Source organism: Streptomyces sp. NPDC050439, assembly GCF_040655335.1.
Taxonomy (GTDB): Bacteria; Actinomycetota; Actinomycetes; order Streptomycetales; family Streptomycetaceae; genus Streptomyces.
The window spans coordinates 368,029-392,425 of sequence record NZ_JBFAJT010000009.1; the positions used below are offsets into that span (position 1 = coordinate 368,029).

Consider the following 24,397-nt stretch of genomic DNA (forward strand, 5'->3'; position numbering starts at 1 on the left):
CGTGCTCTCACCGCCCCTTCGGGAGGCCGAGTATCCGCTCGGCCACGATGTTCTGCTGGATCTGCGAGGTCCCGGCGGCGATCGTGTACGAGAGGGAGGAGAGCCGGTCCAGGGTCCACTCGTGGCCGAGGTCCAGCGCGCCGGGCCCGAGGACCTCGCCGGCCGCCTCGTACAGCTCCTGGCGGGCGTGGGAGTAGCGCAGCTTGAAGACGGAGCCGCCGGTGCCCGGTACGCCGGTCCCGGCCCGCTGCGACTCGCTGACGTTCCACTGCGTGAGCCGCCACAGCGCCCCGAACTCCGCGCTGAGCCTGCCGAGCCTGCGCCGGAGCACCGCGTCGTCCCAGCTGCCGTTCTTGCGGGCCTCGCGGGCCAGCCCGCCCAGGACGCGGCGGCAGGCGACGACCTCCCCCACGAAGGCCGTCCCGCGCTCGTAGGACAGCGTCACCATCGTCACGCGCCAGCCGTCGTTCTCGGCGCCGACGCGGTTGGTGACCGGCACCCGTACCTCGTCGAGGAAGACCTCGGCGAACTCGGTCGATCCGGCGAGGGTGCGCAGGGGACGGACGGTGATGCCGGGGGCGTCCATCGGCATCGCGAGCCAGGAGATGCCGCGGTGCTTGGGCACGTCCTCGCTGACCGGTGTCGTCCGCACGAGGAGCTCGCACCAGTCGGCGACCTCCGCGTGCGATGTCCAGATCTTGGAACCGCTCACCACGTAGTCGTCGCCGTCCCGCCACGCGCGCGTGCGCAGCGACGCGAGGTCGGAGCCCGCGTCGGGTTCGCTGAACCCCTGGCACCACACCTCGTCGCCGCGCAGCACGGGCGGCAGCCACCGGGCCCGCTGTTCGGCGGTCCCTTCGGAGGCGATGGTGGGGCCCGCGTGCAGCAGGCCGACGAAGTTCGCCCCTACGTAGGGCGCGCCCGCCTTCTCGGTCTCCTCCAGGAAGATGAGGTGCTGGGTGGGGGTGGCTCCTCGGCCGCCCGCGTCGACGGGCCAGTGCAGGCCCGCGTACCCGGCGTCGTACAGCCTGCGCTGCCATCCCATGTCGTACGCCCGGCGCCCCGGCCAGTCCAAGGGGTCGGGTCGCGGCGGCAGTTGGGGAAGGGTGCGGGCGAGCCACTCGCGCAGGCCCGCCCGGAAGGTTTCCTCCTCCTCGGTGTAGGTGAGGTCCACGTCAGGCCCGCTTGCCCTGGTCCAGGTCGAGGCCGAGCATGCGGATGGCGTTGCCGCGCATCAGTTTGTAGATGGTCTCGTCGTCCAGGCCCTTGACGTGGTCGAGGGCGACTTCCTTGGTGTGCGGGAAGGTCGAGTCGACGTGCGGGTAGTCGGTCTCGAAGGTGGCGTTGTCGCGGCCGACGACGTCGAGTGAGGCGACGCCGTGCTTGTCGCGGAAGAAGCAGCAGAACATCTGCCGGTAGTAGTACGTGGAGGGGGGCTCGGGGATCAGGTCGCGGACGCCGCCCCAGGCGCGGTGCTCCTCCCACACGTCGTCGGCACGTTCGAGGGCGTACGGGATCCAGCCCATCTGGCCCTCGCTGTAGGCGAGTTTGAGGGTGGGGAACTTGACCAGGACCCCGCTGAAGAGGAAGTCCATCATCGAGGCCATCGCGTTGTTGAAGGAGAGCGCGGCCTGGACGGCGGGCGGGGCGTCGGGTGAGGCGGCGGGCATCTGGGAGCTCGACCCGATGTGCATGTTGACGACCGTGCCGGTCTCCTGGCAGATCGCGAAGAACGGGTCCCAGTAGCCGGAGTGGATCGAGGGCAGCCCCAGATAGGTGGGGATCTCGGAGAAGGTGACCGCCCTGACGCCCCGCGCGGCGTTCCGCTTGATCTCGGCGACGGCGAGGTCGATGTCCCACAGGGGGATGATGCAGAGCGGGATGAGACGGCCGCCGCTGTCGCCGCACCACTCCTCGACCATCCAGTCGTTGTAGGCGCGCACGCAGGCCAGCGCGACCTCCTTGTCGTGCGCCTCGGCGAAGGTCTGGCCGCAGAACCGGGGGAAGGTGGGGAAGCAGAGGGACGCCTCGACGTGGTTCAGGTCCATGTCCTTGAGGCGTTCGGCCGGGTCCCAGCAGCCGCGGCGCATCTCGCCCCGGGTGATCCCCTCGAGGGTCATGTCGTCGCGGTCGAAGCCGACCGCCGCGATGTTCCGCTTGTACGGGAACTTGAGGTCCTCGTAGATCCACCAGTCGGTGGGAGGGCCGTCCGGGTCCATCGTGATCTGATACTTGCCCGCCACGTACGCGAGTTCGCCGATGCCGGCGGTGAGGGGCTTGGGCCCGCGGTCGCGGTACCGGGCGGGCAGCCAGGTGTCGAAGAGATGCGGCGGCTCGATCACGTGGTCGTCGACGCTGACGATCCGGGGAAGCTCGGTCATGGTGTCCTGCCTTTCAAGGGGCCTCCGGTCATCTCTCCGGTCCCTCCGGGCTATCTGATGACCCGTCAGATAGCAGGCTAGCCGCGCACCCCTGGACCGACAAGGCGGTGAGGCTTACGCTCTCGGCACGATCTGACTGGCCGTCAGTTCCCACGCTGCCGTGAGGGGATCGCATGAGGACCTCGGAGAACGAGACCGCGTACGAACTGGGGGCATCCCGCACCCTCTGGGAGCTCGTCGAGCGCCGCGCCCGGCTCACCCCCGACGCGCCCGTCCTCATCCAGGCCGCGCCCGACGCCGCCGACGACCGGACGCTGACCTTCGGCGAGCTGCGTGACCGTGCCGAACGGGTGGCCGCGGGCCTGTACGCGAGGGGCGTGCGCCCCGGCACCGTGGTGGCCTGGCAGCTGCCCACCCGCATCGAGACCGCCCTACTCTCCTTCGCGCTGGCCCGCATCGGCGCCGTCCAGTCGCCGGTCATCCCCTTCTACCGCGACCGCGAAGTCGGCTTCGCGCTACGGGAGTCGAAGGCGGAGTTCTTCGCCGTGCCGGGCGTGTGGCGCGGCTTCGACCACACCGAGATGGCACGACGGCTCGGCGCACGGGGCGTCTTCGAGGCGTACGCGGACGACGACCTGCCCGACGGCGACCCGTCCACCCTGCCCCCGCCGCCCTCGGACGGCACGTCGGTGCGCTGGATCTACTGGACGTCGGGCACGACGTCCGACCCCAAGGGCGTGCTGCACACGGACCGTTCACTGATAGCGGGCGGCTCATGCCTCGCGCACGCGCTGCACCTCTCGGCGGACGACATCGGCTCGATGGCGTTCCCCTTCGCGCACATCGCGGGCCCCGACTACACGGTGATGCTGCTCCTGTACGGCTTCCCCGCGGTGATGTTCGAGACCTTCGCGCTGCCCGACGCACTCGACGGCTACCGGCGGCACGGCGTGACCGTGGCGGGCGGTTCGACCGCGTTCTACTCGATGTTCCTCGCCGAGCAGCGCCGACTCGCGCCGGGCGAGCGGCTCATCCCGACCCTGCGGCTCCTCGCGGGCGGCGGTGCGCCGAAGCCACCGGAGATCTATCACGCGGTCGTACGCGAGATGGGCTGCCAACTGACGCACGGGTACGGCATGACCGAGGTGCCGATGATCACCATGGGCGCGCCGGACGACACGGCGGAGAACCTGGCCACGACCGAGGGAAAGCCGCCCGAGGGCATGGAGATCCGGATCACGGACGCCGAGGGCAAGGAGGTGCCCGCCGGGGTCGACGGGGACGTACGGCTGCGCGGGGAGGCGGTCTGCCAGGGCTACCTCGACCCCGAACAGAGCGCGGGGGTCTTCGACGCGGACGGCTTCCTGATCACGGGCGACCTGGGCCACGTGCGGCCGACCGGGCACCTCGTCCTCACCGGGCGGGCCAAGGACATCATCATCCGCAAGGGCGAGAACATCTCCGCGAAGGAGATCGAGGACCTGCTGCACCGGCATCCGGCCGTCGGCGACGCGGCGGTGATCGGCCTCCCGGACCCCGAACGGGGCGAGCGGGTCTGCGCGGTGATCGAGCGGCGGCCGGGGGACCACGAGGCCGAGGCCCTGACTCTCGACTCCCTGACGGCGTATCTGCGCGGGGAAGGACTCTCCACGTACAAGCTGCCGGAGCAACTGGAGCTGGTGGAGGCCCTCCCCCGCAACGAGACGCTGCGCAAAGTGCTCAAGTACAAGCTGCGGGAGCGGTTCGCACGGGGCTAGTGCGCGCGAGCGGCTCTCACTCAGGGACGGTGAAGTACGCCGAGAACGCCGCGACGATCTCGTCCTCCGTCACACGCCCGTCCCCGTCGGTGTCGAGCGAGCCGCCCGCGGCGCTCGCGACGTCCGCCGGGACGCCGAGGGCCTTGAGCACGCGCTCGACCTCCTGCGGGCTGACCGCGCCGTCGGCGTCGCCGTCCGCGACCGAGATCACGGCGTCGAGGAACGGCCGCGCGATCTCCGCGAACCGGGCCGGGTTGTCCCGCAGCCGCTTGACCGCGCCGCCCACGAACTCCGGCTTGGTGATCCGCTGGTCACCGTCGCGGTCGGCGATCCCGGCCATGCCCTGCCAGAAGGCCTCGGCCCCGATGTAGAGGGCCTGACCCTTCTCGGAGCGTGCCGTGGCGCCGAACTCGCTGAGCAGGGCGGCGGTCGCCGTGCTGAAGTCCTCACGGGAGATGTAGCCGTTGCCGTCCTGGTCAAAGCTGGCGAAACGGGCCGCGATCTTACGCTCGTACTCGGCACTGTCCATGGTGTTCGGGCCGCCTCACTTCTGCGGTTGGGTGCGTGTGCACAGGGGGTCCCCTGGGTGTGTCTGGCAGCGAGCGTACGTGTTCGGCGACCGCCGGGAGGCCGGAAGCCGACGCTTGTGCCAAGACCGGGACAAGAGAGGTTGTACCAGGAGCCAGCCCCTGGTGATCTTTTGGGTCGGCTCAGGTCTCACACGGAGACTCCCGGGTCTCACGCGGAGAGGGGGATCGCCTCGTCGTCCACCGCGGCGGTCACGTCCGGGAAGACCTCGAAGAGCCTGCGTACGCCGAGGGCCGCGAGGACGCGGTTCACGTGGGAGCCGTCCTCGGCGCCCTTCGCGGGCAGTATCAGGCGCAGCCGGCCCTGGCAGGAGCGGAACAGGCGGCGCGTGGCGATCAGCACGCCGACGCCGCTGGAATCGCAGAACAGCACGTCGGAGAGGTCCAGGACGAGGCTGTGCCGGCCGTCGGCGACGGCGTCGTGCACCCGCTGGCGCACGACAGGCGAGGTCACCAGGTCCATCTCGCCGGACACCCGCAGGACGGCCCAGCCGTCCTGCTCGTCCACGGCCACCTGCAGCGTCACTCGCACGCCTCTCGCTCGCTGATACCGCTCGCTCGTAGCTCGCCGATGCGGAAGCCTTCCCTACGCTTCCTACGTCGCGGCTGCCCCAGCTCCTCTCCATGAAACACCAGGGACACCGCTCCCTATCATCCGAGGCCGGGAGCATGCGCACTTTGCCTTAAAGGGAGTGCGTTGTCGGTGGTGGCGACTACATTCGACAGAGGGTTTCGGGACGAGCAAGGATTCGGGACGAGCAAGGAACGGCACGCGCAGAGGGGGCCTCATGGCGAAGGACGCGCCGCGCCGCTGGGACCGCCGCATGCAGCAGCGGCTGGCGCACGGGGAGGCGGCCGCGCTCGGCGAGCTGTACGACCACTTCGCCTCGCTCGTGCACGGCCTTGCCCACCGCGTGCTCGGTGACGAGGACGCCGCCGACCGCATAACCCGCGAGGTCTTCGCCCACATCTGGGAGAACCCCGACGCGTACGACCCGAAGCAGGGCCCCCTGCGCTCCTGGGTCGCCACACTCACCCATCAGCGGGCCGTCCGGCGGCTGCGCCAGACCGAGTCCGCCGCCCTGGCCCGCGGCGGAGAGGGAACCGCGGAGGACCTGGAGCGCAAGGTCCGCCGCGCCTCGGCCGCCGCCCGCGCGGACTACATCGTCACGGCCATGCCCGCCCCGCTGCGTGCCGCCCTGGAGCTCGCCTACTTCCAGCGGCGCGACTACCGCCAGACGGCCGCCGACCTCGGCGTCACGGAGGACGAGGCGCGCCGCCGCCTCCGCCTCGGCCTGCAGCTGCTGTCCACCGCGAACGACGCGGCGGGCCCCGCGGAGCCCCACCCCGCACCGGGGGCCCGCCCCGGGTACGGGGGCGCGCTGTGAAGGGGCCCGACCGGCAGGACCCCTTCGAGGAACCGGACCTCCCGGGGAACGGTGGCGGTCCGGGTGGGCCCGGCGGTCCGGGTGGGCCCGGCAGTGCTGACGGTCCCGGTGACGGGGACACCCGGCGGCCGCCCCGCATACCGCTGCCGCGCTCCTCCATAGAGGACACGGGACACTCCCTTCCCGACCCTCCGCTCGCCCTCGACCACCGGGTCCTGAAGTCCCTGCTCGGGGCCTGGGCGCTCGCCGCCTGCTCGGTCGAGGAAGCCCTCGCCGTCGAGGTGCACCTGGGGCACTGCGGCCCCTGCGCGGAAGAGGCGCTGCGGCTGCGCGACGCGGTGGGTCTGCTGCACCAGGAGGAGAGCCTCGATCTCGACCCGGGCCTGCGCAACCGCGTCATCGAGAACTGCCTCGGGCGGCGCCCGCCCCGTATCCCGGTCCCCGAGTGGGCCGTTCCGTACGACGCCGAGACCGCCCGACTCGACGCGCTCCTGCGGGACATCGGCGACTCGGAGTGGCACGCCCCGGTGCGTCTGCGGTGGTTCGACGAGGACCAGCCGGTCAGCCGCAAGACGACGGTGGCCGGGGTGATCGCGCACCTCCTCGCCGTCGACGGCCTGGTCGCGCTGGCCCTCGGCCTCGACGACCCGCTCGGCAGGGAGGCGCCGCCGCACTCCGACCCGGGCCACCGCACCGAGGCGTACTGGCGCGCCTCGTACTTCCCGCCCACGCGCGCGGTGCGCGGCCCCTGGCGCGAGCAGTCCCACGAGCTGATCCGCACGGTGTCCTTCACGGCGGGCGGCCCGCACGGCTCCGGCTCCGGCGGCCTCACCGTCCCCTACAGCGCCCCGGACGAGCAGGGCCGCCGCGTCGAACTGCCGTTGCGGGACTCCATGCTGGACCGCGCCTTCGAGTGCTGGATCCACGCCGGCGACATCGCGGAGGCGGTCGACTATCCGTACGAGCCGCCGTCCCCGCGCCATTTGCACCGCATGATCGACCTCGCCGCCCGGCTGCTCCCCGGCACGCTCGCCGAGCGCCGCCGCTCGGGGCTCGCGGCCCCGGCGCACGGCCTGGTGGCGGCGGGCGCCCCGGGCCGCAGCCTGCGCCTGGAGGTCGAGGGCATGGGCGGCGGAGAATGGTTCATCCCGCTCGACTCCCCCGGCGCCAGTGCGTCGGCGGACCGCGAGGTGGCTCATGTCGCCCTTGACGGCGTCGAGTTCTGCCGCCTGGCCGCGGGCCATGTGTCCCCGGAGGAGGCGGCAGCGGGTCAGGTCGGGGACCGCCAGGCGATCAGGGACGTGCTGTTCGCGGCGGCGTCACTGAGCCGGATGTGAGTCCCGCGCGGGGCCCGTGAGCGGTGTCCGCAGCGGTCAGGCGAAGACGACCGTGCGGTGACCGTTGAGCAGGATCCTGCGCTCCGCGTGCCACTTCACGGCGCGTGCGAGGGCCTGGCACTCCACGTCCCGGCCGATCGCGACCAGCTGGTCCGGCGTGACGCCGTGGCCGACGCGCTCGACCTCCTGCTCGATGATCGGGCCCTCGTCGAGGTCCGCCGTCACATAGTGCGCGGTCGCGCCGATCAGCTTCACACCGCGCGCGTGCGCCTGGTGGTACGGCTTCGCGCCCTTGAAGCTCGGCAGGAAGGAGTGGTGGATGTTGATGATCCGGCCGCTGAGCTGCTTGCAGAAGTCGTCCGAGAGGACCTGCATGTAGCGGGCCAGGACGACGAGCTCCACGTTCTCCGCGCGCACGAGCTCCAGGATCTGCGCCTCGGCCTGCGCCTTGTTGTCCTTCGTCACCGGGACGTGGTGGAAGGGGATGTCGTACGAGGCGGCGAGCTCGGCGAAGTCCGTGTGGTTCGAGACGACGGCGGCGATCTCGACCGGAAGCGCGCCGATGCGCGAGCGGAAGAGGAGGTCGTTCAGGCAGTGCCCGAACTTCGACACGAGCAGGACGACGCGCATCTTGTCGTCGGCGCGGTGCACCTGCCAGTCCATGTGGAAGGAGTCACCGATCGCGGCGAAGCTCGCCCGCAGCTTCTCCACCGTCACCGGCGGCTCCGCCGAGAAGTGGACGCGCATGAAGAAGAGCCCGGTGTCGTGGTCACCGAACTGCTGGCTGTCCTCGATGTTGCAGCCGGTCATGAAGAGATAACTCGACACGGCGTGCACGATGCCCTGCTTGTCCGGGCAGGAGAGGGTGAGGACGTACTGCTCAGCGGGGGCGGGGACCTTCTCGTTCATGCGCCCAAGGTTCCCACAATCGAGGCACCCCACGGGACCACGGTCCAAGCCCCGGACGGGAGAAAGGTTCGTGCCCGGGACGGGGAAGCGCCTAGCTCGCCGAGCGGGTCAGGATGCGCAGGACCTCGAGCGTCCGGGGAGCCTCGTCGGGGTCATCCCCGTCGCTCACGGCGAGCCGCACATGGGCCTCGCGCGCGGCGCGGACCGCCTCCGGCCACCCCGGATGGTCGAGATAGGCGGACACCAGCGCGTCCGGCCCCACCTCGTGCATGATCCGCAGGACCCGCAGCACCGCGGTGTCGACCAGGGCCGCCTCCTCCGCGTCACGGAAGATCGTCCCGACGTACTTCTCGGCGGACCAGTTGTCGAGCCACGTGTCCTCGACCAGGCGGTACACGGCGTCGGTCACGTCCCCGTACTCCTCGCGCCCGGCGAGCCAGCACTCACGCTGGAACCTCGGGTCGGAGAGCATGTGAAGAGCCGAGCGCACGTTGCTGCGCCAGCGCCACCATGGCATGTCGTTCGTTGGCATGCCGCCCATGGTGCTTGAGCGACGGCCGCGACGGGAAGAGTTCTCCGAACCTTGCACGGTCATCGATCGTACGTTCCCCCTTGACGCAGCCGAATCGGCCCCTGTCATTCACCTTCTTGTCACCATGCGTTGAGAGCGCGTCACTCCATGGTTGGCACTGCGGAGGAATCGTGCATGACCATGCCCGTCTCGCGACGCACCGTGCTCCCCCGCCCCTCCAAGACCGCAATGCTCACCGTGGCCGCCCTGGTGGCGGCGGGTGCGTCCTTGACCACCGCGTGCGGGGTCATCCCTGGTTCCACGGGGGGATCCAGGGAAGACCCCGTGACCGTCATGACCTGGGCCCCCGAGAAGACCAAGGCCACGAACAAGCCCGGAATCCCCGCGATGGCACAGGCCTACGCGCGCTGGGTCAACGCGAACGGCGGCCTCGACGGCCGCGAGCTCAAGGTCATCACCTGCAACGACCACAACGACCCGGTGGGCGCCGCCGACTGCGCCCGCAAGGCGGTCGACGAGGAGGTCGCGGCCGTCGTCGGCTCCTACAGCCAGCACGGCCGCTCCTTCCTGTCCCCCCTCGAAGTCGCCGGCATCCCCTACATCGGCGGGTACGGCGTCACCGACGAGGAGTTCAGCAGCCCCCTGTCGTATCCCGTCAACGGCGGGGAGCCGGCGCTCATGGCGGGCAACGGCCGCCAGCTCGCCGGCCGCTGCGAGCGCGTCTCCCTCGTACGCCCCGACACGATCGCCGGCGACGACCTCCCCGGGCTCCTGGACGCGGGGCTCGCCGAGGGCCGTCACAAGCCCGCCGCCGACATACGGGCGCCCGAGGACGGCACCGACTTCACCGCGCAGGCCGAGCAGGCGCTGGAGCGGGCGGGCACGGGTGGCTGTGTGACGGCGGCGCTCGGCGAGCGCACGGACACGTTCTACGACTCCTACCGGCGCACCGAGAACGCGTACCCGGCCGCGAAGATGTCCTCCGTGCTCGGCAGCGTCGACCAGTCCCTCGTCGACCGCACGGGCGGCGGCAACGGACCGTACGAGGGCGCCTACCTCACCGGCTGGTATCCGGCGGCCAGTGATCCCCGCTGGGACGACATGCGTGAGGTCATCCGCCAACAGGCGTTCGGCGACAACCGGGTCGACCCGACGGACGCGGGCGTGCAGACGACGTACATCGCCTACACCGTCCTGAAGCAGACCGTCGAGTCGCTGGGGGGCGGCGAGGTCTCGTCGCGGACGCTGCGGCGGGCCCTCGACAAGGGGCTCAAGGTGGAGACGGGCGGGCTCACGCCGACCCTGAGCTGGCGCTTCAAGGACATGCTCGCGGCCAGCGACTTCCCGCGTCTGGTCAACGCCGACGTCACGTTCCAGATGGTGCGCGACGGCCGCCTCGTGCCGGCGCGCAAGGGCTTCGTGAACGTCTCGAAGACGCTGGAGCAGGTCACGTGACCTGCTCCCCGGCCTCGCTCCGGGTCTCGCTGACGCCTTAGAGCTGGGACTTGTCGCGCGTGGTGAGGCCGTACTGCTTGGCGATGGCGTTCCACAGCCCGGCCGCCTCCTGCTTGGCCGTGGTCGCCTCGCCGCTGGACTTGTTCGCGGCGACCGCCTGCGGCGTCGTGCGGGCGTGGCCCTTCTTGCAGCCCTTCTTGCCCGCGACCTGGCCCGCCCAGGCGGCGTAGTGGTTGTCGGCCGCGGCCGACGCCTTCCACGCCTTGGTGAGGGAGGCCGTCAGCTGGGCGTTGGCCGGGAGCTTGTCCACGGAGAGCTGCGAGAGGCGTGTGACCAGGCCGTTGCGCTGCTTGGCCGCGTTGCGCAGATCGGTCGCCGACTGGGCGAGGTCGTTGCACTTTCCTACGTTGCGTACGGCGCCGATCACCGAGTCGCGGCTGTTGTTGCTGTCGGCCAGGAGCTTGTCGAGGGCGACGGCCTGCTCCTTGGCGGGGTCGACGGAGGGGGAGGGTTTCTCGTCGGCGGGCGCGGACTCGGAGACGGTCTGCGGGCTGTCCTTCTCCTCGTCACCGCCGCCGCCGCTGAGGAGGGCGCCCGCTCCGACGCCGACCAGCGCGATGACGACTCCTACGGCCGCGAAGAGCGGCACCTTCGACCCGGTGCGGCCTCCGCCGCGTGCCGCGGGGGCCGCGGCGGCGGCGCGGCGTGCGGCCCGTCCCCCGCCGTCGCCGCCGCTTTGGCCGTGGCCCGCCGGCTGCGGCGCCTCGAAGCGTGGCATCTGCTGGGTGGACGCGGGGCCCTCGTCCTCCGCCGCCTCGGTACGGAAGAGGCTGTCGAACTCGGCGGGCGGCTGCCGGTCGCCCGGGGCGCCGGGCCGTATCCCGAAGGGTGTCTTGCCGGGCTCGGCGGGCACGGGGGCGATGAACTGCGTGGGCTCGCTGTCGGAACCGGCCGCCGGGGGCATCGGCGTACGCCCCAGGAACTGCGTGGCCTCCCCCACGGGCGCCTCGGGCGGCAGGGCTCCGGGGGCGACGGGGGGTATGTACTGGGTGGCACCTTCGTCCACGCCTGCGCCTGCGCCTGCGGCGGGCGTGGCGGGTATGTACTGCGTCGCGTCCGCGTCACCCGCACCGGCGGTCGAAATCGGCGCGAGACCGCCTGCGACGGGGGGCAGGGGGGCGCTCGCCTGCGCGGCGGGCGGCAGCGAGTTCGCCTGCGCGGCGGGCGGCAGCTGATTCGCCTCCGCGCCGGGCGGAAGCTGATTCGCCTCCGCGGCGGGCGAAAACTGCCCGGCTCCTCCGGCCTGCCCGACCTGCCCGGCCTGGGGAAGCGGCTGCCCCGGCTGCCCGGGGTACGAGGCGTTGGCCGTCTGCCCGAGGTAGGCGGCGTCGGCGGACTGTCCGGGGTACGAGGAGTCGGCGGACTGTCCGGGGTAGGGGGCGTCGGTGGGCTGCCCTGCGTGGGCACCACCCGCCTGTCTCGCGTGCGCGCCGCCCTGCGACTGAGCCGCGTGCTGACCGCCGTGCATCTGGCCCGCGTACTGGCCGCTCTGAGGCTGGCCTGCATGCTGGCCGCCCTGAGGGAGACCCGCGTGCTGACCGCCTTGCGACTGTGCCGCGTGCTGGCCGCCGTGCGTGTGGTTCGCGAGCTGACCGCCCTGGGACTGGCCCGCGTGCTGACCGCCCTGCGGCTGCCCTGCATGCTGGCCGCCCTGAGGCTGGCCCGCATGCTGGCCGCCTTGCGACTGTGCCGCGTGTTGGCCGCCCTGCGTGTGGCTCACGTGCTGGCCGCCCTGCGACTGCCCGGCGTGCTGGCCGCCCTGCTGGCCCGCGTACAGCCCGCCCTGCGACTGGCCCGCGTGTTGGCCGCCCTGAGCGTGTCCCGCGTGCTGGCCACCCCCGTACTGGGCGCCTTGCGGCTGGGCCTCGTACGGTGTGCCCGTGCTCTCTGCCGAGCCGTATGAACCGCCCTGCGGCTGTGCCCCGTAAGCGCCGGTCGATGTCTGGCCGCCGTACGACCCGCCGTACGTACCGCCCTGCTGCTGGCCCCCGTACGAAGCGTCCTGGCCGTAGGTCTGGTGCTGTTGGGGGGAGTTCCAGGGCTGGCCCGTGCCGGAGGGTGGGTCCGCGGGGGCCGGGCCCCAGGGCTGGCCCCAGGGGCTGCCGCCCGCGGGGGCCACGTGGTCGCCGGTGGTGCCGGGCATCAGGGGCTCGCTTCCGTCGGCAGGCAGCACGATGCCTTCGTGCGCGTGCCGGTCCGCGGAATGCGGATCGGAGGAAGCGGCACCCTGCCCGCCTTGCTGCGTCACCGGGACTCCTACGAATGGGGGACCTACGGAACCGTCGGCTCACGCTACCGGGTCACCACAGCCGTCTGCCACGCAGCTCAAACCTCCGCGACCGCATCAATCGCGGAAGTAACAAAAGCTCTCCGCGAAACGCTGATTACGTCACCAGGGAGTTTCGAACGCGCACGGGAGTTGCCGTTCACGGTGCGGAAAGGGCCGGGACGGGCCACGTTCACCGGAGCGCGACACACGTCACAAACCCTTCACGCACCCGATCCCGCGCTCCCTCACGCCGCCTGAATGTCCATCCGCGCCCCGAACTCCCTTACCACCGGCTCCTCGCGGTACGGATCGAGCCGCTGCTGGAAGTCCTCCAGATACTCGGCGCCGCGGTTGGACCGCAGCGTGCCGAGGAGTTCGACCGCCTTCAGACCCGTGTGGCACGCCTGCTCGATGTCACGCCGCTGCACCTGCGCCGTGGCGAGCAGGACCAGGCCGATCGCCCGCCGCCGCGCCCGTGTCTCCGGATGCCCCGCGAGGGACTCCTCGGCACTGCGCGCCGCCGCGTCCGCCTGCCCCAAGTCCCGGTGGCAGTGCGCCAGTTCATCGGCCAGGTAGGCGTGGTCGAAGTGCTTGATCCACACCGGGTCGTCGCCCGATTCCGCTTCCCCGGACGCCCGGTCCATCGCCTCGACCGCACGGCCCGCGACGGCCTGCGTCGAGCGCCCGTCACCGAGCAGCGCGTGCCCCCGGGCCTCGGCGGCGTAGAACATGGCCTCCGCGCGCGGGGTGACCCGCCCGCGCGTCCCCTCCTGGGCCGCCCGCGCCAACTGCGCGATCTCCCGCGGGTTTCCGAGCTGCGCCGCGAGATGACTCATCGACGCGGCGAGGACATAACCGCCGTACCCCCGGTCGCCCGCCGCCTGCGCGAGCCGCAGCGCCTGGATGTAATAGCGCTGGGCCAGGCCCGGTTGACCCGTGTCCACCGCCATGTACCCGGCGAGCTCCGTCAACCGCGCGACGGCGGCGAACAGTTCGCGCCCCACCGCCTCGCGGTACGAACCGGCGAGCAGTCCCGACACCACGCTGTTCAGGTAGTGCACGACCACCGGCCGCACATGCCCGCTGCCGTACTGGTGGTCGAGCTGCGTCAGCGCCTCCGTCATGGCCTTCACCGCCGCCACGTCGGAGAGCCCGACCCGCGGCCCCGCCATCCGGCCGACCTGCGCGTCCGGCGACGAGATCAGCCAGTCGCGGCTCGGCTCGACGAGCGCGGAAGCGGCGACGGACGAGCCGGACAGGAAGTCCCGCCGCCCCACGTCGCTGCGCCACAGCTCGCAGACCTGTTCGATGGCGCCGAGCACGGTGGGCGAGAACTGCAGGCCGACGCCGGAGGCGAGGTTCTTGCCGTTCGCCATGCCGATCTCGTCGATCGTGACGGTCCTGCCGAGCTTGCGGCCGAGCGCCTCCGCGATGATCCCTGGCGCCCTGCCACGCGGCTGCTGACCGCGCAGCCACCGGGCGACCGACGTCTTGTCGTAGCGCAGATCGAGTCCGTGCTCCGCGCCGCACATGTTGACCCGGCGGGCCAGGCCCGCGTTCGAGCAGCCCGCTTCCTGAATGAGTGCCTGCAGCCTTTCGTTGGGCTGCCGCGCGACGAGCGGCCTTGCGGCCATGGTGTACCCCCTGATGTGCACCGTGGTTCATCTGGACGGAGGGGCCGGAATCGGCCACCCCAGATGATCAATGCCCTTGGGACAAAGGGAAGATGCACCACAAACGGACCATAAGTCGGTAACTGGGCTTCTTCGGAGTGCCCCAGTCTTGGCTACCCGCACATGGAACCCATTCCCCATGCGCGCCCCCGCCCGTGCACCCATGCGCCCCACATGCAGGATCGATGCTCCGCCCCCGCGCACACGACAGCCGTAACCGTAGGTGTCGGGCGGAGTTGAGAAGTCCGTGGAAGAGACCATGGGAGTCACGTCAGCCGCGCACATCCCGAAGCAGCGCGGAGAATCCTTGCTGGACACGGCCGTGCGATACGCGGAAGAGCGCCACTGGGACGTGTTCCCCGGGACGTGGCTCGAGTCCGTCGAGGGGGCCGAGATCTGCTCGTGCGGTGACACCGCGTGCACGACACCCGGTTCGCACCCGGCGCGCGAGGACTGGGCGACACAGGCGACGGGCAGCGCGACCGTCGCGAGGCGGCTCTGGAACAAACAGCCGAAGTCGTCGATCCTGCTGCCGACAGGCCGTACGTTCGACGCCATCGACGTGCCCGAGACGGCCGGGTTCCTCGCGCTCGCCCGCATGGAGCGCATGGAACTGACACTCGGCCCGGTGACCTGTACGCCCGACCGCCGGATGCAGTTCTTCGTCCTCCCCGGCGCCACCGCCAAGGTCCCTGACCTGGTACGCAAGCTGGGCTGGCCGCCCGCCGCGATCGACCTGGTCTCCCTGGGCGAGGGGGCGTACGTCGCCGCCCCGCCGACCCGCTTCGGCGCGACCGGCGCCGTGCAGTGGGCCTGCCGCCCCACCGCCGCCAACCGCTGGCTCCCGGACGCGGAGGAGATCATCTCCCCGCTCGCCTACGCGTGCGGGCGCGAGGCACGGCGGTAGCGGAGTCCTGCATCTCAGCCCGTCCGGCGTTTGAGGACGAACTCGGCGAAGCCGGTGATGACGGTGCCCGCGACGTATCGTGCACAGTCAAAGGCGGCGACGACAAAGGGCGGCGGGCATCGTGACCGAGGCAGAACCGGCGGCGGCACCCGTACCCGCGGCGGTACGGGTGCAAGGACTCTGGAAGGCCTTCGGCCAGCAGATCGCCGTCGCCGGGATCGACCTCGCCCTCCCCGCGGGCAAGTTCATCGGCCTCGTCGGCCCGAACGGCGCCGGCAAGACCACCACCCTCTCGATGGTGACCGGACTCCTGCGCCCCGACCGGGGCACGGTCGAAGTCGTCGGCCACGACGTGTGGGCCGACCCCGTCCAGGTCAAGGCCCGCATCGGCGTCCTCCCCGAAGGACTGCGCCTCTTCGAACGCCTCTCGGGACGCGAACTCCTCGCGTACACCGGACGCCTGCGCGGGCTCCCCGGCGACGAGGTCGACAAGAGAGCCACCCAGCTCCTGGACGTACTCGACCTCGCCGGAGCCCAGCACAAACTCGTCGTCGACTACTCGACCGGCATGCGCAAGAAGATCGGCCTCGCCGCGGCCCTGCTCCATAACCCCGAGGTCCTCTTCCTCGACGAACCCTTCGAAGGCGTCGACCCCGTCTCCGCACAGACCATCCGCGGCGTCCTGGAGCGCTACACCGCCTCCGGCGCGACGGTCGTCTTCTCGTCCCACGTCATGGAACTCGTCGAATCCCTCTGCGACTGGGTCGCCGTGATGGCCGCGGGCCGCATCCGCGCCCAGGGCACCCTCGCCGAGGTCCGCGGCGCGTCCCCCTCGCTCCAGCAGGCGTTCCTCGAACTGGTCGGCGCGGGCGGCCGCGACGCCGGATCACACCTCGACTGGCTGGGCGGCGGCACCCGATGAGCACGCCACCCGTCGCCGCGTCCGCCCCCTCCATCACCCCGGTCTTCGTACGCCTGAAGCTGTCGCTCCTGCGCAACGGACTGCACCAGTCGACCGGCCGCCGCGCCGCCTACATCGCGTCCGTCGTCGCCGCGCTCCTCGTCGCCGCCCTCCAGCTCCTCGGCCTGATCGCCCTGCGCGGCAACGAACACGCCGCCACCGTCTCCGTCCTGCTCACCGCCGTGCTCGCGCTCGGCTGGGCGGTGATGCCGCTGTTCTTCCCCAGCGGCGACGAGACCCTCGACCCCACCCGCCTGGTCATGCTGCCGCTGCGCCCCCGCCCGCTGGTGCGCGCCCTCCTCGTCGCCTCACTGGTCGGCATCGGCCCGCTCTTCACCCTCTGCCTCGCCCTCGGCTCGGTCATCGCGCTCGCCCACGGCGCCACGGCAGCCGTCACCGGCGTCCTCGCCATCGCACTCACCCTGCTCATCTGCGTGGCCCTCGCGCGCACCGTCGCCGCCGCCAACATCCGCCTGCTGACCAGCCGCAAGGGACGCGATCTGGCCGTCCTGAGCGGCCTGCTCATCGCGGTCGGCGCGCAGGTCGTCAACTTCGGTGCGCAGCGCCTGGGTTCGTCGGGGCTCTCGCAGCTCGACCCGGCCGCGGACGTCGTGCGCTGGATCCCGCCCGCGTCGGCGATCGGCGCCGTCGACTCCGTGAGCGAGGGCTCGTACGCCACCGGGGTCGCCCAACTCGCCCTGAGCGCCGCGGCCCTCGCCGGCCTCCTAGCCCTCTGGCAACGCAGCCTGACCCGCCTCATGACGACCCCGGACGGCTCCACTCTCGCGGCGGCGGAACCCACCAAGGCACGCGCGGCACACGGCCTGGGACGCCTGCTCCCCGGCGGCCGCACCGGCACGGTCATGGAACGCAGCCTGCGCTACGTGTGGCGCGACCCCAAGACGAAGGCGGCCTGGGTGACCTCCCTGGCCATCGGCCTCATCGTGCCCCTCTTCAACGCCCTGCAGGGCACCGGCTCCATCTACTTCGCGTGCTTCGCGGCCGGGATGCTCGGCGTCCTCATGTACAACCAGTTCGGCCAGGACACCTCGGCGTTCTGGATGGTCGCCATGACGATCTCCTCGACGCACGACGCGTACATCGAGATCCGCGCCCGCGCCCTCGCCCTCCTCGTCATCACCCTCCCGTACGCGACGCTGGTGACGGTCATCACGGCCGCCGTACTCGGCGACTGGACCGGCCTGGCGGAGGGGCTCGGCCTCTCCTTCGCCCTGCTCGGCGCGATGCTGGCGACGGGCGCCTGGTCATCGGCGCGCTTCCCCTACTCGATCCCGCAGGAGGGCTACAAGAACGTGGCCCCCGGGCAGGCGGGCCTGGCCTGGATCTCCATCTTCGGCGGCATGGTCGCCGCGGCCCTGCTCTGCGCCCCGGTGCTCGCCGGCACGATCTGGCTGCACGTCGCGGGCGAGAGCTCCTGGTCCTGGGTGCTGCTGCCGCTGGGCGGCGCCTACGGAGCGCTGATCACGTACTGCGGCCTGCGGCTCGCGGCACCGAGGGTGGCGAGGCGACTGCCGGAGATCCTCACGGCGGTCAGCAAGGGCTGAGGGGCGCGCTGTCGCGGGGCGCCCGGAACGCAGACGACCCGCGAGCCGTGGTCCCCGCCGTACGAGACGGCGGGAAGCCGGCCGGACTCACCGGCGGCTCGCGGGTCGGGTGACTGCTTGGGATTGGGCCGGTCGCACGCACATCACACGTGCTGGTCCGGCGCCGAAATCGAGTTGCGACGACGGGCCACTAGCCCGCAGTCACCTCACGCGTCCGGTTTCCATACATCTGCCGAACCACCTCCCTTCGTGTGTACGTGCCACCCTAGGAACGGCCCCGTCCGTCGCACAAGCGATTTATTCAGGGCTTTGCACACGGCTTTGGGGGCAACGATTTCGTCTGACTTCTGGGAAGTGGCTGTGGGCTGCGTCACGTTCGAGTTCAATGATCTGACGTGCGGTATACGCGGAACTCGCAGAACATGCAGCTCATGAGGACACGGCCTGCAGGGGGTGCCAGGTGAGTGCTTCCCGGCGTAGTGGGACCACCGACGAGCTGGGGCCCGAAGAGCCCGAGCCCGGTGGGGCCGAATTGCTCGCGGCACTGCTGGACGGGATGGACGCCGCCCTGTGCGCGTTCGATGCCGATGGGGTGGTGACGCACTGGAATCGTGAGGCCGAGCGGATTCTCGGGTGGTCGGCGGCGGAGGCCGTCGGGCGGCAGGGGTTCGCGGGGTGGGCGGTGCGGACCGCCGACGCCGAGGAGGTCGAGGACCGGCTGTTGTCGGCCATGGAGGCGCATGGGCGGCAGGTGCACGAGTTCGCCCTGCTCACGAAGGACGGCGGGCGGGTGCTCGTGCGGACGCAGTCCGCCGCCGTGCGGGGCGGGGACGGGAAGCCCGCGGGGGTGTACTGCGCGTTCAGCGAGGTCCATGCGCAGATCGACCTGGAGCGTTCCATCGCGCTCAGCGAGGCGCTGTTCGAGAACGCCTCGTGGGGTGTGGTGCTCGTCGACGCGGATCTGCGTCCCGCCGTGGCGAACGAGCATGCCGCGCGGTCCTTGGGGATGGGGCGTACGGCGTTGCTGGGGCGGCCCCTCGGGGAGTTGCTCGGGCAGGGTGTGGAGGAGCTGGAGAGCGCGCTGAGTCATGTGCTCGCCGAGGGGGCGCCGCCCGCGCCCGCCGAGATGTGGGTGTCGGTGCGGGCCACGGAGAGCGGTGAGCCGGAGCGGCGTTGCTGGCGCAGCGGATTTCTGCGTCTCGCGTCGCCGCTCGCGGAGGAGCCGGTGCCGTTGGGGGTCGCCTGGCTCTTCCTCGATGTGACGGAGGCGAAGCAGACCGAGCAGGAGGCGGCGCAACTCCGTTTTCGTTCCCAGCAGTTGCATCGGGCGGCGCGGGCCGCGGGTGAGTGCGAGGATCCGATGGAGGCGGCGACGGTCCAGCTGGACTTCGCCCTTGCCGGGTTCGCCGACCATGCGGTGATCGATCTGGTGGCGGGAGCGGGGGCGGGGGTGGGAGATGCGGGGGGTGAGGAGCCGGTACGGCTGATTCGTGTCGCCGCCACTCCTGCCGGTGCTCCGGGGCCGTGCCTGCCGGTGGCCAAGGCGGGGCTTCCGGTGCGGTATCTGGAGGGTCACCCGGCCCCGCAGTGCGTGGACCGGGTGGGTTCCGTCCGGGCCAGTGCGGGGACCGCGCCGCCGGAGCGTGCCCGGGAGTGGGCGGCGGTCAGGCAGTGGCCGGAGGACACGGTGCATGCGTTGTGCGCGGTGCTGCGGAGCCGGGGGCGGACGTTGGGTGTGGTGACGTTCTTGCGGGGGGCGAGCCGGACTCAGTTCGAGCGGGCGGATGCGGCGTATGCGGAGAGTGTCTCGGCGAGGGTTGCGGCCTCGCTTGACCTTGCCCAGGTTCTGGGCGGTTGACGGCTTCCCCGCGCCGGGGGGCGGTCCCGCTGCGGGGGCCCGCTGGGAGTGCGGTCCCCCCCCCTGGGAGTGCGGTCCCCCCCCTGGGAGTGCGCGCGGCGCCGGGGGGCGCGCGGCCGTGTCGTTGCCTGTGTGCCGGTGGGCGGGTGCTCGGAGTCGCCGCTTCGCGGCGGATTTTCCCGCCCACCCACCCGAGCACCCTGCGGTGCATCGAGTGGGTGATCATCCGCTGCCGGGTGAACGGGTGGGCGGGTGGGGGAATCCGCCGCGGAGCGGCGGTTCAGAGTCCGCCCGCCAGCCGGGCACCGGCGCCCAACGAACCCGCCCAGCGCAGCCGCCCCGCCGCCCAGGCGCCCCCAGAGCCTGAAGTCCGCCCCGCCGGCCGCGCTCCCCCAGAGCCTGGAAGCCCTCCCCGCCCCGCCGGTTACGCCGCGTGCAGCGCCAGTGTCGGGGAGAGGCGGGCCGCCCGTACCGCTGGGTAGAGGCCCGCCACCGTGCCGATGGCCAGCGTTGCACCGAAGCCGCCCGTCACCGCCCAGAGGGGGATCACCCAGGGGAGGTCGCCGGACACGGCGTACGCGGCCGTCGCCGCCGCGCCGAGGGCGATTCCCGCGAGGCCGCCGAGCCCGGACAGCAGGAGGGACTCCGTGACGAACTGGATGCGGATCTGCCCCTTCGTCGCCCCCATGGAGCGGCGCAGGCCGATCTCGTAGCGGCGTTCCAGGACCGAGATGATCATGGTGTTGGCCACGCCGACCCCGCCCACCAGCAACGCGATCCCGCCGAGGCCGAGCAGCAGCGTGGAGAACGCGCCTTCCGTCGCCGCCTTCGCCTGGAGGGCCGAAGAGGGGTCCGTCACCTGGACGTTGCGCGGGTTCTCCGGGTCGATCGACGCGGCGAGCAGCTTGCGTACGTCGTGCACGGAGGCGTCGGTCGACCGTTCGTACACCGAGGTGGGGCGGCCGTCGAAGCCGAGTTCACTCTGGGCGGCGGCCCAGCCCACGAGGGCCGAGCGTTCCACGTCGGGCGAGAGCGGCAGCGGGTCGAGGATGCCGACGACCGTGAAGTAGCGGTCGCCCAGCCAGACTTGCTGGCCCGGCTGCGTGATGCCGAGGCGGTCCGCCGCGACATGGCCGAGGACGAGGGAGGGGTAGCGGCTGTTCGCGGCGTTGAACCACGTCCCGTGCCCCATCTCGCCCCGCAGGACCTTCAGCAGGCCCTCGGTGGCCGCCTTGACGGAGATCCCGCCCGTCTCGTCCTCGGGGATCTTCTCGCTGCGCCGCACGCTGTGGTCGAGGTCGCCGGTCGCGCCGACGTCCTGGACGCCCTCGATGCGGGAGACGCGTCCTGCCGCGTCGCGCGGGAGCACCACCTTTTCGCCGGAGAACATGGGCTCACCGGGTGCGGCCACCAGCATATTGGTGCCCAACGCGTCCAGTTCGCGCATGAGTTGGGCCTTGCTGGAGGAGGAGACGCCGACCACCGCGATCATCGTGGCGATCCCGATGGCGATGCCGAGCGCGGAGAGCACGACGCGCACGGGGCGGCTGCGCAGGCCCGCGGAGCCGACGTGCAGGACGTCACGCGGTCCGAGCCGCGCCGCCTTCAGGCGGGCGCTCCTAGCTCGTTTCGTACGCGTCATCCCGCGCTCACCCCCTCACGCGCCGCGGCGCGGACATCCGCCACCACCTGCCCGTCGCGGATGCGCACCTGCCGTGGCAGCCGTTCGGCGATCTCTGTGTCGTGTGTGATGACGGCGATGGTGGCGCCTTCCGCGTTGAGGTCGTGGAGGAGTTCCATCACCGCCTCGCCGGAGGCGGAGTCCAGCGCCCCCGTCGGCTCGTCCGCGAGGAGCAGATCCGGCGCACCGACCACCGCACGCGCGATGGCGACGCGCTGCTTCTGGCCGCCGGAGAGTTCGTGCGGGCGGTGTCCCATGCGGTCCGCGAGGCCCACGCGGTCGAGGGCGTCGGCGGCCCGCGCGCGGCGCTCCCCGCGCGAGAGGCCCGAGTACAGGAGCCCCTCCGCCACGTTGTCGCGCGCGCTGATCCCCGGCACGAGGTGGAACGCCTGGAAGACGAAGCCGATGTGCCGTGCGCGCAGTGCGGACAGGCTGCGGTCGGCGAGCGTCGCGACGTCGTGTCCGGCGATGGCCACGGAGCCCTCCGAGGGGCGGTCCAGGGTGCCGATGATGTGCAGCAGGGTCGACTTGCCGGAGCCGGAGGGGCCGACGATGGCGAGGAGTTCGCCCTCCTCCACCCTGAGGTCCACGCCGCGCAGGGCGGCGACCCCGCCCGGATACTTCTTGGTGACCCCGGCCAACTCCACGACGGCGCTCATATCTTGGGCACCCCGACCTTCGTGCCGGCCTTGAGGCCGCCCCCGGTGACCTCGACGCGTCCCTGGCCGAACATGCCGAGTCCGACCTTCACCTGGCGGGCGCGGCCGTTCTCGACGACCTGGACGCCGTAGCCGCCGCCGGGCAGCGCGAGGAGGGCGTTGACGGGGACGGAGAGGACGTTCTCGCGGGTCTCGCCGGTGAGGTTGACCGTGACCGGGGACTGGTCGAAGCCGTCGACCTTGCCGGGGTCGTCGAAGGAGACCGTGACCGGGATCTTGGGGGTCTTGTCGGCCGGGTCGTCGCCCGGCTTGGCGGTCTTGCCGACGGAGGCGATCTTCCCCTTGGCGGTGGTGCCGTCCGGCAGGTCCACGGTGACCTTGGTGCCCACCTCGGCGAGCTTTCCCTCGGCGACGTCGAGCTGGAGGCGTACGACTCGTTCGGCGCTCGTGGTGGCGAGCACCGGCTTGCCCGGAGCGACCTGGTCGCCGACGGCCGACTCGGTGGACTTCACGCGGACGCCGCCGGGCGAGAAGGCGATCTGGTCGGGGCCCACGCGGCCCGTCTGCTTCCGGTCGTGTGCCTTCTGCCACTGCTTGACGGCGGCGGCGGTGCCGTCCGTGTACTCGTCGTCGACGGCGAGTCCGGCGCCGTACCCGAGGGCCCGGAGGTTCTCTTCGAGCTGGCGTACGTCGTTGCCCTCGTCGCCGGTCTTCAGCGTGCGGTACATGGGCTCGGTGCCGTACATGAGGCGTACCGGGTCGCCGTTGACCTCGTACAGGCGTCCGTCGCGCTTGATCGTCGAGCCGCTGCCCGTGGACCAGGTGAGGGTGCCGGTGATGCCTGCGTTGACCTTGCGTTCCTTGGCGTAGCCGAGGGTGCCGTCGGCCTGGGTGCCGCTGCTGAGGTCGCCGCGTTCGACGGGGGCGGTGGCGGGCGGGAGGCCGGCGTCCTGGTGCGTGGCCCCGTCCTTGCCGTTGTCGGCGAGGGCGGTGACGGCGACGCCGCCGCCGGTGATCGCGAGGAGGGCGACGACGGTGGCGACGACGGCGGTGCGGCGCCTCACGCGACGATGTCCTTGCACGCCTTGGCGGCCTTCTCCATCTTCTTCGCCTCGGCGCCCTTGGGGACCTTCTGGGCTTCCACGGCGCCGCCCTCGAACTTCGGGTCGGGCATGTTGAAGCCGTTCTTGCGCATGCACTGGGCGTACTTGAGCATCTTGTCCTTGTCGGCCTGCGAGGGGCCGCGGCCCGACATGCCGCCGCCCTTGCCCGTGCAGGCCTTCATGGCGGCCTCCATCTTCTCCTTGGTCATGTCGCCGCCGATGGTGATGCCGCGGGTGTCCTCGCCGGACTTGGGCTCGCTCACCTTGAGGCCGTGCTTGCGCAGGCACTCGCGCTCCTTGAAGGCGGCGTCGGCCTGCTTGCCCTTGCCGCCGTCGGCCTTGTCCTGGCTGCCGCTGTCGCCGCCGGAGGAGCAGGCTCCGGTGAGCAGGGCGAGGGCGGCGATGCCGGTTGCGAGGGCGGTCCCGCGCGTACGAGTCCTACGTGTCCTGAGAGTGCTGCGAGTCCTCATGGCTTCCCCTTCACGTCTTCACTTCTGGCCGTCGCGTTGTCACGGCGTCGCGCACAGGCTGGCGGGAAGGGAGGTTTCGTTTCTCTCAACGGAGACGCTTACACCGACGAAAGGTGCACTTCAGGTACACAGGGCCGCATGCGCGTACTGCTGGTGGAGGACGAGGAATTCCTGGCCGAGATGATCGCCGTCGGGCTGCGCCGTGACGCGCTCGCGGTCGATGTCGCGGCCGACGGCCTGACGGCGCTGCGCAAGCTCCAGCTGGGTGAGTACGACGTCGTCGTCCTGGACCGGGACCTGCCGGGCCTGCACGGCGACGAGGTGTGCCGCAGGGTGGTGGGGCAGCGGCTGCTCACGCGCGTCCTGATGCTGACGGCGTCGGCCACGGTCCGGGACCGGGTGGCGGGCCTCGGTCTGGGCGCGGACGACTACCTGACGAAGCCTTTCGCGTACGACGAACTCCTCGCCCGCGTTCTGGCCCTGGGCCGCCGTACGCGCCCCGCGCTGCCGCCGGTGATCGAACGCGCGGGCCTGGTCCTGGACACCGCCCGCCGCCAGGCGAGCCGCGACGGCCGCCACCTGGCGCTATCCCGCAAGGAGTTCGCGGTCCTTGAGGCGCTGCTGCGGGCGGAGGGCGCGGTGGTCAGCGGCGAGGACCTGATCGAACAGGTCTGGGAGGAAGACACCAGCTACCGCACGAACGCGGTCCGAGTGACCCTCTCCAAACTCCGCACCAAACTGGGCGACCCCCCGGTGGTGGAAACAATCCCGGGCGCGGGCTACCGCATCGCGGGCTGGTCGGCGTGAGGGGGCGGGGCGGGGGCTCCAGCAAGAGGCTCGGCGAG

General features: G+C 71.7%; 21 protein-coding genes. 9 read left to right on the forward strand and 12 right to left on the reverse strand.

Translation table 11 applies throughout. The features are described from left to right. Positions 1-7: 7 nt before the first annotated feature. Together AB0I66_RS34075 and AB0I66_RS34080 are read right to left on the reverse strand one after the other, a co-directional pair. Positions 8-1,174, reverse strand: coding sequence for an acyl-CoA dehydrogenase (locus AB0I66_RS34075; protein ID WP_363211861.1), 1,167 nt, complete (start codon positions 1,172-1,174; stop codon positions 8-10). A gap of 1 nt (position 1,175) precedes the next feature. Next, positions 1,176-2,381, reverse strand: a complete 1,206-nt coding sequence (locus AB0I66_RS34080; protein WP_363211862.1) for an amidohydrolase family protein — start codon at positions 2,379-2,381, stop codon at positions 1,176-1,178. A gap of 173 nt (positions 2,382-2,554) precedes the next feature. On the opposite strand from AB0I66_RS34080, the gene AB0I66_RS34085 reads away from it, so the two are divergent. Further along, entirely contained in the window at positions 2,555-4,138 is a 1,584-nt protein-coding gene (locus AB0I66_RS34085; RefSeq protein ID WP_363211863.1) for an AMP-binding protein, read from the forward strand. 16 nt (positions 4,139-4,154) lie between these two features. Here AB0I66_RS34085 and AB0I66_RS34090 read toward each other — a convergent pair whose 3' ends face one another. Then, the gene (locus tag AB0I66_RS34090; protein WP_363211864.1) at positions 4,155-4,667 is read right to left on the reverse strand and encodes an EF-hand domain-containing protein; all 513 of its coding nucleotides are present in this window, start codon (positions 4,665-4,667) and stop codon (positions 4,155-4,157) included. A gap of 209 nt (positions 4,668-4,876) precedes the next feature. Next, positions 4,877-5,251 carry an STAS domain-containing protein gene (locus AB0I66_RS34095; protein WP_363211865.1) on the reverse strand — a complete coding sequence of 125 codons (375 nt, stop codon included), beginning with the start codon at positions 5,249-5,251 and terminating at the stop codon, positions 4,877-4,879. Between the two features lie 262 nt (positions 5,252-5,513). Here AB0I66_RS34095 and AB0I66_RS34100 point away from each other — a divergent pair, with 262 nt between their 5' ends. Together AB0I66_RS34100 and AB0I66_RS34105 are read left to right on the forward strand one after the other, a co-directional pair. Then, positions 5,514-6,113 (forward strand): sigma-70 family RNA polymerase sigma factor, encoded by a 600-nt coding sequence (locus tag AB0I66_RS34100; protein WP_363211866.1) that lies wholly within the window; start codon positions 5,514-5,516, stop codon positions 6,111-6,113. Then, entirely contained in the window at positions 6,110-7,450 is a 1,341-nt protein-coding gene (locus AB0I66_RS34105) for an MDMPI N domain containing protein (protein ID WP_363211867.1), read from the forward strand. Before AB0I66_RS34100 ends, AB0I66_RS34105 begins: the two co-directional genes overlap by 4 nt. A gap of 36 nt (positions 7,451-7,486) precedes the next feature. Here AB0I66_RS34105 and purU read toward each other — a convergent pair whose 3' ends face one another. Continuing rightward, complete coding sequence (gene purU, locus AB0I66_RS34110; protein ID WP_363211868.1) at positions 7,487-8,359, reverse strand: formyltetrahydrofolate deformylase; 873 nt, start codon at positions 8,357-8,359, stop codon at positions 7,487-7,489. A 91-nt stretch (positions 8,360-8,450) separates the two neighbouring features. Beyond that, positions 8,451-8,954: a hypothetical protein gene (locus AB0I66_RS34115; RefSeq protein WP_363211869.1), complete on the reverse strand. Its 504-nt coding sequence runs from the start codon at positions 8,952-8,954 to the stop codon at positions 8,451-8,453. A 111-nt stretch (positions 8,955-9,065) separates the two neighbouring features. On the opposite strand from AB0I66_RS34115, the gene AB0I66_RS34120 reads away from it, so the two are divergent. Continuing rightward, positions 9,066-10,346 (forward strand): ABC transporter substrate-binding protein, encoded by a 1,281-nt coding sequence (locus AB0I66_RS34120; protein WP_363211870.1) that lies wholly within the window; start codon positions 9,066-9,068, stop codon positions 10,344-10,346. A gap of 37 nt (positions 10,347-10,383) precedes the next feature. Here AB0I66_RS34120 and AB0I66_RS34125 read toward each other — a convergent pair whose 3' ends face one another. After that, positions 10,384-12,654, reverse strand: coding sequence for a hypothetical protein (locus AB0I66_RS34125; RefSeq protein WP_363211871.1), 2,271 nt, complete (start codon positions 12,652-12,654; stop codon positions 10,384-10,386). A gap of 266 nt (positions 12,655-12,920) precedes the next feature. Further along, positions 12,921-14,309: a transcriptional regulator gene (locus tag AB0I66_RS34130; RefSeq protein WP_363211872.1), complete on the reverse strand. Its 1,389-nt coding sequence runs from the start codon at positions 14,307-14,309 to the stop codon at positions 12,921-12,923. Positions 14,310-14,607: 298 nt separating this feature from the next. Between AB0I66_RS34130 and AB0I66_RS34135 the strand changes: the two genes are divergently transcribed. The 4 genes from AB0I66_RS34135 to AB0I66_RS34150 all read left to right on the forward strand — a co-directional run bounded on the left by AB0I66_RS34135 (position 14,608) and on the right by AB0I66_RS34150 (position 19,639). After that, complete coding sequence (locus AB0I66_RS34135; RefSeq protein ID WP_363211873.1) at positions 14,608-15,255, forward strand: bifunctional DNA primase/polymerase; 648 nt, start codon at positions 14,608-14,610, stop codon at positions 15,253-15,255. A gap of 121 nt (positions 15,256-15,376) precedes the next feature. After that, positions 15,377-16,177: an ABC transporter ATP-binding protein gene (locus AB0I66_RS34140; RefSeq protein WP_363211874.1), complete on the forward strand. Its 801-nt coding sequence runs from the start codon at positions 15,377-15,379 to the stop codon at positions 16,175-16,177. Then, positions 16,174-17,781, forward strand: coding sequence for a transporter (locus AB0I66_RS34145; RefSeq protein ID WP_363211875.1), 1,608 nt, complete (start codon positions 16,174-16,176; stop codon positions 17,779-17,781). Before AB0I66_RS34140 ends, AB0I66_RS34145 begins: the two co-directional genes overlap by 4 nt. 460 nt (positions 17,782-18,241) lie before the next feature. Then, positions 18,242-19,639, forward strand: a complete 1,398-nt coding sequence (locus AB0I66_RS34150; protein WP_363211876.1) for a PAS domain-containing protein — start codon at positions 18,242-18,244, stop codon at positions 19,637-19,639. A 424-nt stretch (positions 19,640-20,063) separates the two neighbouring features. Here the strand turns inward: AB0I66_RS34150 and AB0I66_RS34155 are convergent, their stop codons facing one another. The 4 genes from AB0I66_RS34155 to AB0I66_RS34170 are packed head-to-tail and all read right to left on the reverse strand — an operon-like array spanning position 20,064 to position 23,552. Beyond that, positions 20,064-21,281, reverse strand: a complete 1,218-nt coding sequence (locus AB0I66_RS34155; RefSeq protein ID WP_363211877.1) for an ABC transporter permease — start codon at positions 21,279-21,281, stop codon at positions 20,064-20,066. Then, entirely contained in the window at positions 21,278-21,979 is a 702-nt protein-coding gene (locus AB0I66_RS34160; RefSeq protein WP_363211878.1) for an ABC transporter ATP-binding protein, read from the reverse strand. Before AB0I66_RS34160 ends, AB0I66_RS34155 begins: the two co-directional genes overlap by 4 nt. Continuing rightward, positions 21,976-23,043, reverse strand: a complete 1,068-nt coding sequence (locus AB0I66_RS34165) for a peptidoglycan-binding protein (RefSeq protein WP_363211879.1) — start codon at positions 23,041-23,043, stop codon at positions 21,976-21,978. Before AB0I66_RS34165 ends, AB0I66_RS34160 begins: the two co-directional genes overlap by 4 nt. Then, complete coding sequence (locus tag AB0I66_RS34170) at positions 23,040-23,552, reverse strand: hypothetical protein (RefSeq protein ID WP_363211880.1); 513 nt, start codon at positions 23,550-23,552, stop codon at positions 23,040-23,042. The genes AB0I66_RS34165 and AB0I66_RS34170 overlap by 4 nt, the downstream gene beginning before the upstream one ends. A 138-nt stretch (positions 23,553-23,690) precedes the next feature. Here AB0I66_RS34170 and AB0I66_RS34175 point away from each other — a divergent pair, with 138 nt between their 5' ends. Further along, positions 23,691-24,359: a response regulator transcription factor gene (locus AB0I66_RS34175; protein ID WP_363211881.1), complete on the forward strand. Its 669-nt coding sequence runs from the start codon at positions 23,691-23,693 to the stop codon at positions 24,357-24,359. Positions 24,360-24,397: the final 38 nt, after the last annotated feature.

Coding starts and splice junctions, on each gene's coding strand:
- AB0I66_RS34090 (WP_363211864.1), bottom strand. CDS start 4,667: ATGGACAGTGCCGAGTACGAGCGTAAGATCGCGGCCCGTTTCGCCAGC.
- AB0I66_RS34175 (WP_363211881.1), top strand. CDS start 23,691: ATGCGCGTACTGCTGGTGGAGGACGAGGAATTCCTGGCCGAGATGATC.
- AB0I66_RS34130 (WP_363211872.1), bottom strand. CDS start 14,309: ATGGCCGCAAGGCCGCTCGTCGCGCGGCAGCCCAACGAAAGGCTGCAG.
- AB0I66_RS34100 (WP_363211866.1), top strand. CDS start 5,514: ATGGCGAAGGACGCGCCGCGCCGCTGGGACCGCCGCATGCAGCAGCGG.
- AB0I66_RS34080 (WP_363211862.1), bottom strand. CDS start 2,381: ATGACCGAGCTTCCCCGGATCGTCAGCGTCGACGACCACGTGATCGAG.
- AB0I66_RS34135 (WP_363211873.1), top strand. CDS start 14,608: ATGGGAGTCACGTCAGCCGCGCACATCCCGAAGCAGCGCGGAGAATCC.
- AB0I66_RS34115 (WP_363211869.1), bottom strand. CDS start 8,954: ATGACCGTGCAAGGTTCGGAGAACTCTTCCCGTCGCGGCCGTCGCTCA.
- AB0I66_RS34120 (WP_363211870.1), top strand. CDS start 9,066: ATGACCATGCCCGTCTCGCGACGCACCGTGCTCCCCCGCCCCTCCAAG.
- AB0I66_RS34160 (WP_363211878.1), bottom strand. CDS start 21,979: ATGAGCGCCGTCGTGGAGTTGGCCGGGGTCACCAAGAAGTATCCGGGC.
- AB0I66_RS34155 (WP_363211877.1), bottom strand. CDS start 21,281: ATGACGCGTACGAAACGAGCTAGGAGCGCCCGCCTGAAGGCGGCGCGG.
- AB0I66_RS34170 (WP_363211880.1), bottom strand. CDS start 23,552: ATGAGGACTCGCAGCACTCTCAGGACACGTAGGACTCGTACGCGCGGG.
- purU (WP_363211868.1), bottom strand. CDS start 8,359: ATGAACGAGAAGGTCCCCGCCCCCGCTGAGCAGTACGTCCTCACCCTC.
- AB0I66_RS34085 (WP_363211863.1), top strand. CDS start 2,555: ATGAGGACCTCGGAGAACGAGACCGCGTACGAACTGGGGGCATCCCGC.
- AB0I66_RS34145 (WP_363211875.1), top strand. CDS start 16,174: ATGAGCACGCCACCCGTCGCCGCGTCCGCCCCCTCCATCACCCCGGTC.